Origin of the sequence: Pseudomonas sp. KK4 (genome assembly GCF_001984065.1) — a bacterium.
Lineage (GTDB): Bacteria > Pseudomonadota > Gammaproteobacteria > Pseudomonadales > Pseudomonadaceae > Aquipseudomonas.
In genome coordinates, this window is the sequence record NZ_LYVP01000159.1 from 1 (window position 1) to 9632 (window position 9632).

9 protein-coding genes are annotated in these 9632 nt (G+C 63.8%); 6 read left to right on the plus strand and 3 right to left on the minus strand.

All coding sequences use genetic code 11. The features are described 5' to 3' along the window. Positions 1-38: 38 nt before the first annotated feature. The 3 genes from feaR to paaY all read right to left on the minus strand — a co-directional run bounded on the left by feaR (position 39) and on the right by paaY (position 2721). Positions 39-953 carry a transcriptional regulator FeaR gene (gene feaR / locus B0W55_RS27125; RefSeq protein WP_077048986.1) on the minus strand — a complete coding sequence of 305 codons (915 nt, stop codon included), beginning with the start codon at positions 951-953 and terminating at the stop codon, positions 39-41. Between the two features lie 87 nt (positions 954-1040). Then, positions 1041-1964, minus strand: a complete 924-nt coding sequence (gene paaX, locus B0W55_RS27130) for a phenylacetic acid degradation operon negative regulatory protein PaaX (protein ID WP_077048987.1) — start codon at positions 1962-1964, stop codon at positions 1041-1043. 160 nt (positions 1965-2124) lie between these two features. Further along, complete coding sequence (gene paaY / locus B0W55_RS27140; protein WP_077048988.1) at positions 2125-2721, minus strand: phenylacetic acid degradation protein PaaY; 597 nt, start codon at positions 2719-2721, stop codon at positions 2125-2127. Positions 2722-3070: 349 nt separating this feature from the next. Here paaY and paaF point away from each other — a divergent pair, with 349 nt between their 5' ends. From paaF to paaK, 6 genes are all read left to right on the plus strand, one after another. Next, positions 3071-3844, plus strand: a complete 774-nt coding sequence (gene paaF, locus B0W55_RS27145; protein ID WP_077048989.1) for a 2,3-dehydroadipyl-CoA hydratase PaaF — start codon at positions 3071-3073, stop codon at positions 3842-3844. 43 nt (positions 3845-3887) lie between these two features. Beyond that, positions 3888-4679, plus strand: a complete 792-nt coding sequence (gene paaG, locus B0W55_RS27150) for a 2-(1,2-epoxy-1,2-dihydrophenyl)acetyl-CoA isomerase PaaG (RefSeq protein ID WP_077048994.1) — start codon at positions 3888-3890, stop codon at positions 4677-4679. A 3-nt stretch (positions 4680-4682) separates the two neighbouring features. Continuing rightward, complete coding sequence (gene paaH, locus B0W55_RS27155; protein ID WP_077048990.1) at positions 4683-6200, plus strand: 3-hydroxyacyl-CoA dehydrogenase PaaH; 1518 nt, start codon at positions 4683-4685, stop codon at positions 6198-6200. Further along, on the plus strand, positions 6193-6642 hold the full coding sequence (gene paaI / locus B0W55_RS27160; protein ID WP_077048991.1) for a hydroxyphenylacetyl-CoA thioesterase PaaI: 450 nt from the start codon (positions 6193-6195) through the stop codon (positions 6640-6642). Before paaH ends, paaI begins: the two co-directional genes overlap by 8 nt. Then, on the plus strand, positions 6635-7846 hold the full coding sequence (gene pcaF, locus B0W55_RS27165) for a 3-oxoadipyl-CoA thiolase (protein WP_077048992.1): 1212 nt from the start codon (positions 6635-6637) through the stop codon (positions 7844-7846). The genes paaI and pcaF overlap by 8 nt, the downstream gene beginning before the upstream one ends. Positions 7847-7945: 99 nt before the next feature. After that, positions 7946-9271, plus strand: a complete 1326-nt coding sequence (paaK, locus tag B0W55_RS27170; RefSeq protein ID WP_077048993.1) for a phenylacetate--CoA ligase PaaK — start codon at positions 7946-7948, stop codon at positions 9269-9271. Positions 9272-9632: the final 361 nt, after the last annotated feature.

Consider the following 9632-nt stretch of genomic DNA (forward strand, 5'->3'; position numbering starts at 1 on the left):
ACACGACGCCTTCGCGAGCAAGCCCGCTCCCACAGGGGTCAGGCATGCTGCTTGCGGTACTCACCCGGCGCGATGCCGAAGCGGGATTTGAACGCCGTGGAAAAATAGCTCGAATCGGAAAAACCCCAGGAATACCCCAGCACCGACAACTTCTGCTCCTTGCCCGACTGGCGAAGGGATTCGGCGCACAGGTCCAGGCGGCGGTTCTTGATGTAGCGCGCCACCACCAGGCCTTTCTTGGCGAACATCCGGTACAGGCCACGGGTGGACATGCCGACTTCCCGCGCCAGCCATTCCGGGCACAGCTCTTCGGAGCGGATGTGCTGGTCGATGAAGTTCAGGGTCTTGCGGAAGGTGCGCTCATGCAGGTCCGTGCAGTCGTCGCTCTGGCTGATCGCTGGGCGCAGCAGGCTGACAATCGCTTCCAGGGTCGCTTCGCTCTCCTGCCGGGTCAGGTCCGGTTGGCGGGTGGCGTCGAGAATCAAACGGTGCGAGAGCATGGCGATGGGCGAGGTCGCGGCAATCCGGTGGCCACACTTGACCTGATTGAAGCGCAGGGTCTGCTCCACCAGTTGATAGGGCAGGATCAGCGACAGTTGCCGAGAGTTTTCGCTGTAAGTGAAGTCGCTGGGCCGCGCGGCGTCGATCAGGGTGATGTCACCGGCCGACAGCAGCACCTTGTCGTCGCCCTGGGCCATGCCCGCCGTGCCATCGAGCTGGAACACCGCGAAGTACTTGCCGCCCTCGCCCGCCGCGACTTCCTGCGGCGTGCGGTACAGCCGCGCCTGGCAGACATCGACGAAGCTGAGCTTGAGGGCATCGCTGCGGTATTCGCGGATCTGACCGGCAAACCCGGCGCCCAGGGGTTGAGCGTTGAAGGCGCCACAGATCTGGTTGATCTGATGGATCCACTGATCGAACCCATCCTGGCGCTGTACGGTTGTTGTCATCATGGCAGGCCTCTCACGCAGGCTTATTTTTATTGTCTACGTCAAATCACGAGTTCTCCTGAACAGCAATGCTCCCTGAACGACGACGGGTTATTTCAACCCGCCAAAGCGTCGATAAAAACTCTCGCCCACGTCCGGCAACGGGCCGTCGGCGGTCTCCAGTGCACTGTTCAGCCATTGCTCGGCCTTGGCGTAGATCAATCGGTAAATGTTGCGGCACAACTGGCGGGCCGCGCGGCCTTCCCAGTCGCCGGGCAACAACTCGTCCGGCAGCTGCGGGTCGCGCAACAGCAGTTTGCGGTATTCGTGAATCAGCAGAATCCGTGCCAGAAAGCAGTCGGCCGGCTGCAGGTTCTCCTGCTCGCGAAGCGCTTGCCAGAGCGGCCGGAACAGTTGGATGAACTCGCTGTAATGGGTCGCCAGTTCTTCGATGTTCCAGCTCTCGCGCACTTGCAGGCGCAGGGCCTTGGAGGCCAGTACGTCCTGGGCGGTGGTTTCGAAAACGATGGTGTCTTCCTGGGCGCCGAGGTCCAGCAGGGTGGCGTTGACGTCGGTGCGGTCACTGCGCGGGCAGGCCAGCACCACCGGCGAAATTGCACCAAAACCTTGCCATTCCAGCTCTTCGCGCACTTGCTTGCGCTTGTCCTGGGTCAATTGCGACAGCATCACCAGGCACCAGGAACCGTCCCAGGCCGGCATGCTGGTGCTGTAGACCCGCTTGAACGCCTTGTCGAAACGCCGGCGACCGGTGCCGGTCAGGCTGTAGTAACTTCGCCGGCCGACTTTCTCGGCGGTCAGCCAGCCTTCCTTGGTCAGGCGAAAAATCGAAGTGCGGATCAGCCGCTCGTTGATGCCGATCGGTTCGAGCAACTGGATCAGGCTGCCCAGCCACACGGTCCCGCCGTGGGGTTCGATGGCATCGCCGTACAAGGTGATGATCAGGGAACTGGCGCGGATCGGCGTCTGTTCCTGGAAACGGGTGATCAGGTGGTTCAAGGGTGTCAGGGACGACATGGGCGTACCGAGCGAAAAAAGAAAAGGAATATACCGAAACTCTGTGTGTTGAACGCGATTGCTGTGGGAGCGGGCTTGCTCGCGAATGCGTCGTGCCAGTCGACATCAATGCTCAAAGGCACACCGCTTTCGCGAGCAAGCCCGCTCCCACAGGGACCACTTACGCGCCATGACCCTTGGGCCGCAGGTTGCTGTCGCTGATGCGAGGGCGGTTGGCTTCGGGTTCGGTGAGCGGTTCGCACACTTGCATCTGTGTGAGGCAGCGCTGGGCCAGTTGCTGATACTCCCGCGTTCCCGCCTGTTTCCACGCCACTTCCTGATCGCTCAGCTCACGCTTGACGCTGGCCGGCGCGCCCATCACCAGCGACTGTTCCGCGCATTGGAAACCGGCCTTGACGAACGCCGCCGCCGACACGAACGACCGTGCACCGATGCGCGCGTTGTCCATCACCACCGCATTCATGCCCACCAGCGCATCGGCGCCGATCCGGCAGCCGTGCAGCACCGCGCCATGGCCGATGTGGCCGTTGCGCTCCACCACGGTGTCGCTGTCCGGGAAGCCGTGCATCACACAGGTGTCCTGCAGGTTGGCGCCCTCCTCCAGCACGATCCGCCCGAAGTCGCCGCGCAGGCTGGCCAGCGGACCCACATAGCAATGCGGGCCGATGATCACGTCACCGATCAGCACCGCCGAGGGGTGCACGTAAGCGGTGGGATCGACCACCGGGGTCAGGCCATCGAGGCTGTAGCAGGTCATTGGGCAGGTTCCTTCACAAAGCGATGCCGATATGGGCTCATTTTGTATCACATCGCTTTTATCTTCACAAAGACTAAAACGTGTATCACTTGGAAAGCAGCAGTCGAGCGGGGTGTTGCAAGTGGCAATAATGCGCCAATTCGCCTTTAAAACCGGGGACATCAGATGAAATCCTCTCGACAATACAGCTGACCCAAAAAACCAAAAGCACCTCAATAAGACACATTAATTCTATTTTAATCTTGCTTTTGCGTATCACGTTACAGGTATACTCCGGCAAAACCGGCCCCGTGCCGATCCAATAACAAGCCGGCGTCAGCGCCGAGCGTGCACCGTGAGGGCATCTGCCGTGCCTCTAACCCTTGCCGTCGAAATGATCGAGTCAGGCGTGCGCCTGATCACCCTGCAGCGCCCGCAAGCCTTGAATGCCCTCAACACCCAGTTGCTGGGTGAACTGGCCGATGAACTGAGCGCCGCGCAACACGATCCCGAGACCCGCGCCGTGGTCATCACCGGCAGCCGCAAGGCCTTCGCCGCCGGCGCCGACATCAAGGAAATGGCCGAGCGCGACCTGGTCGGCATCCTCGACGATCCGCGCCAGGCGTCCTGGCAAACCATCACCCGCTTCAGCAAACCGCTGATCGCCGCCGTCAACGGCTTCGCCCTGGGGGGCGGCTGCGAGCTGGCGATGCACGCCGACATCATCATTGCCGGCGAAGACGCCCGCTTCGGCCAGCCCGAAATCAACCTGGGAATCATGCCCGGCGCCGGTGGCACCCAGCGTTTGTTGCGCGCCGTCGGCAAGTCCATGGCCATGCAGATGGTGCTCACCGGCGAGGCGATCGACGCCCGCCAGGCCCAGCGCGCCGGGTTGGTCAGCGAAGTCACGCAACCGGAATTCACCGTCGAGCGCGCCCTGCAGATCGCCCGCCAGATCGCGGCCAAGGCACCGCTGGCGGTGCGCCTGGCCAAGGAAGCGCTGCTCAAGGCCATGGACACCGACCTGGCCAGCGGCCTGCGCTTCGAGCGCCACGCCTTCACCCTGCTGGCCGGCACCCGCGACCGCAACGAAGGTATCGCGGCGTTCCAGGAAAAGCGCACGCCGACCTTTATTGGCCAGTGATTCAAAACCGCATTCGAACGACTTCCAAGAGAGCGCCAAGACCATGAACTTCGAACACATCCTGTTTTCCATCGAGGCCGGCGTCGCCCTGCTGAGCCTCAATCGCCCGGACCAGCTCAACAGCTTCAACACCCAGATGCACGGCGAAGTGAAGGAAGCGCTCAAGCAAGTGCGGCAGAACCCCGAGGTGCGTGTGCTGCTGCTGACCGGCGAAGGCCGCGGCTTTTGCGCCGGCCAGGACCTCAGCGACCGCAATGTCGCGCCGGGCAGCGCCGTGCCGGATCTGGGCGAGTCCATCGAGAAGTTCTACAACCCGCTGATCCGCCAGTTGCGCGATCTGCCGATGCCGGTGATCTGCGCGGTCAACGGCGTGGCCGCGGGTGCCGGCGCCAACATTCCCCTGGCCTGCGACCTGGTGCTGGCGGCGCGCTCGGCGAGCTTCATCCAGGCCTTCTGCAAGATCGGCCTGATCCCCGATTCCGGCGGCACCTGGACCCTGCCGCGCCTGGTGGGCATGGCCCGCGCCAAGGCCCTGGCCCTGCTCGGCAATCGCCTGACCGCTGAACAGGCCGAGCAATGGGGGCTGATCTATCGCTGCGTGGATGACGCTCAATTGCGGGACGAAGCCCTGAAACTGGCGCAATACCTGGCCACCCAGCCGACCTACGGTCTGGCGCTGATCAAACGCAGTCTCAACGCCAGCCTCAGCAACACCTTCGACGAACAGCTTGAACTGGAGCGAGACCTGCAACGCTTGGCCGGGCGCAGCGAGGACTACCGCGAAGGCGTCAGCGCCTTCATGGAAAAACGCACCCCAAGTTTCAAGGGGCGCTGAGTGATGACTGCACTGAATACAACTGCACGCATCGCGGTGATCGGTGCCGGCGCCATGGGCGCGGGCATCGCCCAGGTCGCGGCGCAGGCCGGGCATCCGGTATTGCTGCTGGACAACCGTCCGGGCGCTGCCGCGCAAGCCATCGAAGGCATCGACCGGCAACTGGGCAAGCGCGTCGAAAACGGCAAGCTGTCGGCCCAGTCCCGCGAGGCAACTATTGCGCGACTGCACGCGGTAGAAGCCATCGACGCCCTGGCCGATTGCGAGTTGATCATTGAAGCCATCGTCGAGAACCTCGAGGTCAAACGCGCGCTGTTCCGGCAGCTGGAAGGCATCTGCAGCCCGCAGTGCATCCTGGCCAGCAACACCTCGTCGCTGTCGATCACCGGCATCGCCGCGCAGCTTGAGCATCCGCAACGCCTGCTGGGCCTGCACTTCTTCAACCCGGCGCCAGTGATGGCGCTGGTGGAAATCGTCTCCGGCCTGGCCAGCGACCCTGTGCTCGCGCAATGCCTGTACGACACCGCCAAGGCTTGGGGCAAGAAACCGGTGCACACTCGTTCCACCCCGGGTTTCATCGTCAACCGCGTGGCCCGGCCGTTCTACGCCGAGAGCCTGCGCCTGCTGCAGGAAGGCGCCGCCGACTGCCCGACCCTGGATGCGCTGATGCGCGAAGCCGGCGGGTTTGCCATGGGCGCCTTCGAACTGACCGACCTGATCGGCCATGACGTCAACTATGCCGTGACGTGTTCGGTGTTCGACGCCTATTACCAGGACACCCGTTTCCAGCCGTCGCTGATCCAGAAAGAATTGGTGGACGGGGGTCGTTTGGGACGCAAGAGCGGTCAGGGTTTCTATACCTACGCGACGGGTGCCGAGCGTCCGCCAGCGGCTGAGATCAGCAGTGCGGCAAGCGTTGAGGTGTGCATTGCCGAAGGCGATCTGGGCATCGCCAAAGGTTTGCTTGGCCGCTTGCGTGAGCAAGGGGTCGAGGTCATCCAGCGCGATGGGGGCGGTGTGCTGCGGGTCGGTGACGCGGTGCTGGCCCTGAGCGACGGGCGCATGGCCTGTCAGCGCGCTCGCGAAGACGGCTTGCGTAATCTGATCCTGCTGGATCTGGCGTTCGATTACGTCAGCGCCAAACGCATCGCCATCAGCCACGCGGCCGGCATCGATCCGCAGGCGCTCGAGCAAGGCGTCGCGCTGCTGCAACGGGCCGGGCTCAAGGTCAGCCTGCTCAGCGACAGCCCGGCGCTGGCGGTGTTGCGCACCGTTGCCATGCTGGCCAACGAAGCGGCGGACGCCCTGCTGCAAGGCGTGGCGTCGGCCGCCGACATCGATCTGGCCATGCGCGCCGGGGTCAATTATCCACAGGGGCCGTTGGCCTGGGCCGATGCGGTGGGCCTGTCGCACATCGTGCGAACCCTGGACAACCTGCAAGCCAGTTACGGCGAAGAACGCTACCGGCCGTCGCTGCTGTTGCGCCGCCGCGTGGCCGAAGGGAGCACCTTGCATGACTAATCACGAAGCGATGAACCTGGCCAGCACCTGCGCCCAGGCCCTGTTCGAGCGCGACACCGCCAGCCAGGCCATGGGCATGCGCCTGCTGTCCGCCGGCCCCGGCAGCGCCCGCGTCGGCATGACCGTGCGCGCCGACATGCTCCAGGGCCATGGCACCTGCCACGGCGGCTATCTGTTCGCCCTGGCCGACTCGGCGTTCGCCTTTGCCTGCAACAGCTACAACGAGGCCACGGTGGCCATCGGCTGCAGCATCGACTACATCGCCCCGGCGCGCCTGGGTGATGCGCTCACCGCCGATTGCATCGAGCAAAGCCGCTCCGGTCGCACCGGCAACTACGACGTACGCATTGAAAACCAGCAGGGCCAGTTGATCGCCCTGTTCCACGGCAAATCCTACAAAGTGCGCGGCCCGGTGCTGACGCAGGAGACCCCGAATGAATGACGCCCTGATTATCGACGCAGTCCGCACCCCCATCGGCCGTTACGCCGGCGTGCTGAGCGGCGTGCGCGCCGACGACCTTGGCGCGGTGCCGCTGCGCGAACTGCTGCGCCGCCATCCGCAGGTGGACTGGAGCGCTGTCGACGATGTGATCTACGGCTGCGCCAACCAGGCCGGCGAAGACAACCGCAACGTCGCGCGCATGTCGGCACTGCTGGCCGGGTTGCCGGTGAGCGTGCCGGGCACCACCCTCAATCGCCTGTGCGGTTCCGGGCTGGACGCGGTGGGCACGGCGGCACGGGCGATTCGCAGTGGCGAGGCCGGGCTGATGCTGGTGGGCGGCGTCGAGTCGATGTCCCGCGCGCCGCTGGTGATGGGCAAGGCCGAGCAGGCGTTTTCCCGCCAGGCCGAAATCTTCGACACCACCATCGGCTGGCGCTTCGTCAATCCGCTGATGAAAAAGACCTTCGGCATTGATTCCATGCCGGAAACCGCGGAGAACGTCGCCGAACAGTTCAACATCTCCCGGGCCGACCAGGACGCGTTCGCCCTGCGCAGCCAGCAACGCGCCGCCGCTGCCCAGGCCAATGGGCGCCTGGCCAAAGAAATCGTCTCGGTGGAAATTCCTCAGCGCAAAGGCCCGGCCAAAGTCGTTGAGCAGGATGAGCATCCACGGGGCGATACCACCCTGGAGCAACTGGCCAAACTGGGCACGCCGTTCCGCGAGGGCGGCAGCATCACCGCCGGCAACGCGTCGGGCGTCAACGACGGTGCCTGCGCCCTGCTGCTGGCCAGCCCGCAAGTCGCCCAGCGTCATGGCCTGACTGCCCGTGGCCGGGTGGTGGCGATGGCTACCGCCGGTGTCGAGCCGCGCATCATGGGCATCGGCCCGGTGCCGGCCACCCGCAAGGTGCTGGAACTGGCCAACCTGAGCCTGGCGGACATGGACGTGATCGAACTCAACGAAGCCTTCGCCGCCCAGGGCCTGGCGGTGCTGCGCGAACTGGGCCTGAGCGACACCGATCCACGGGTCAACCCCAACGGCGGCGCCATCGCCCTGGGCCATCCTTTGGGCATGAGCGGTGCGCGGCTGGTGACCACGGCCCTGCATCAACTGGAAGAGACGCAAGGCCGCTACGCCCTGTGCACCATGTGCATCGGCGTGGGCCAGGGGATTGCGCTGATCATCGAGCGTCTATCCCGCTAAAGAACCGCGATTCCCAGGGTGCCGAGAGGTATCCTTGGGGCATGCACTCAAAGCCCTTGTGCGAAAGGGCTGGAACACAAAAACAATTCGAGTGAAACCATGAACATGCCTATTGCCCAATCCGTTCTCGATCCTGTGCTGGACCCGCTGGAAACCGCCAGCGTCGACGAACTCCGCCACCATCAGCTGGAACGCCTGCGCTGGAGCCTGAACCACGCCTACAACAATGTTCCGCTGTACCGTCAGCGCTTCGATGCCTTGGGCGTGCACCCGGACGACATCAAATCCCTGGATGACCTGGCGAAATTCCCGTTCACCACCAAATCCGACCTGCGCGACAACTACCCCTACGGCATGTTCGCCGTGCCGATGAACGACATCGTGCGCCTGCATGCCTCCAGCGGCACCACCGGCAAACCGACCGTGGTCGGCTACACCCAGAACGACATCGACACCTGGGCCAATGTTGTGGCGCGTTCGATTCGCGCGGCCGGCGGCCGACGTGGCGACAAGGTGCACATTTCCTATGGCTACGGCCTGTTCACCGGTGGGCTGGGCGCGCACTACGGCGCCGAACGCCTGGGCTGCACGGTGATCCCGATGTCCGGCGGCCAGACCGAAAAGCAAGTGCAACTGATCAAGGATTTCCAGCCGGACATCATCATGGTCACGCCGTCCTACATGCTCAACATCGCCGATGAAATCGAGCGCCAGGGCATCGACCCGCACAAACTGGCCCTGCGCCTGGGCATCTTCGGCGCCGAGCCCTGGACCGCCGAACTGCGCAGCGCCATCGAAGCGCGCATGGGCATCACCGCCCTGGACATCTACGGCCTCTCGGAAATCATGGGCCCGGGCGTCGCCATGGAATGCGCCGAAACCAAGGACGGCCCGACCCTCTGGGAAGACCACTTCTACCCGGAAATCATCGACCCGGTCACCGGCGAAGTGCTGCCGGACGGGCAGATGGGCGAACTGGTGTTCACCTCGCTGAGCAAAGAAGCCCTGCCGATGATCCGCTACCGCACCCGCGACCTGACCCGCCTGCTACCGGGCACCGCAAGGCCGATGCGCCGCATCGACAAGATCAACGGCCGCAGCGACGACATGCTGATCATCCGCGGCGTCAACGTGTTCCCGACGCAGATCGAAGAGCAGGTGCTGAAAGTCAAACAGCTTGCCGAATGCTACGAGATTCATCTGTATCGCAACGGCAACCTGGACAGCGTCGACGTGCACGTGGAATTGAAGGCTGAGCACCAGCATTTGACCGATGACCAGCAGAAGGCGGTGTGCGGGGAATTGAGCAAGCACATCAAGACATACATCGGGATCAGCTCGCGAATCGTGCTGCAGCCGTTCCACTCGATCAAACGATCCGAAGGCAAGGCCTGCCACGTGCTGGACAAACGCCCTAAAGCATGACTGCTGCACCCCTTATGGCCCCGCGTTTGCGGGGCTTTTTTTTTCAGCGGCAGGCACCCCGAATCCCCTGTAGGAGCGAGCATGCTCGCGAAGAATGCCCAGGCGACGCAGGCATTCAGACAGCCCACGTCATCGTTGACCACCATCGCGAGCATGCTCGCTCCTACAGGGGGTAGTGCCGTTCACGAAACCTGTGGGATGGCCCGCCAGCGATGGCGGCCTCACAGCCGACCGGGATCTCTACAGCTGTACCCGATCCCTGTAGGAGCGAGCATGCTCGCGAAGAACGCCCAGACAATGCGGGGAGTCAGACGGCCAGCGTCATCGTTGACCACCATCGCGAGCAAGCTCGCTCCTACAG

Coding starts and splice junctions, on each gene's coding strand:
- feaR (WP_077048986.1), bottom strand. CDS start 953: ATGATGACAACAACCGTACAGCGCCAGGATGGGTTCGATCAGTGGATC.
- paaX (WP_077048987.1), bottom strand. CDS start 1,964: ATGTCGTCCCTGACACCCTTGAACCACCTGATCACCCGTTTCCAGGAA.
- paaY (WP_077048988.1), bottom strand. CDS start 2,721: ATGACCTGCTACAGCCTCGATGGCCTGACCCCGGTGGTCGATCCCACC.
- paaG (WP_077048994.1), top strand. CDS start 3,888: ATGAACTTCGAACACATCCTGTTTTCCATCGAGGCCGGCGTCGCCCTG.
- paaH (WP_077048990.1), top strand. CDS start 4,683: ATGACTGCACTGAATACAACTGCACGCATCGCGGTGATCGGTGCCGGC.
- paaI (WP_077048991.1), top strand. CDS start 6,193: ATGACTAATCACGAAGCGATGAACCTGGCCAGCACCTGCGCCCAGGCC.
- pcaF (WP_077048992.1), top strand. CDS start 6,635: ATGAATGACGCCCTGATTATCGACGCAGTCCGCACCCCCATCGGCCGT.
- paaK (WP_077048993.1), top strand. CDS start 7,946: ATGAACATGCCTATTGCCCAATCCGTTCTCGATCCTGTGCTGGACCCG.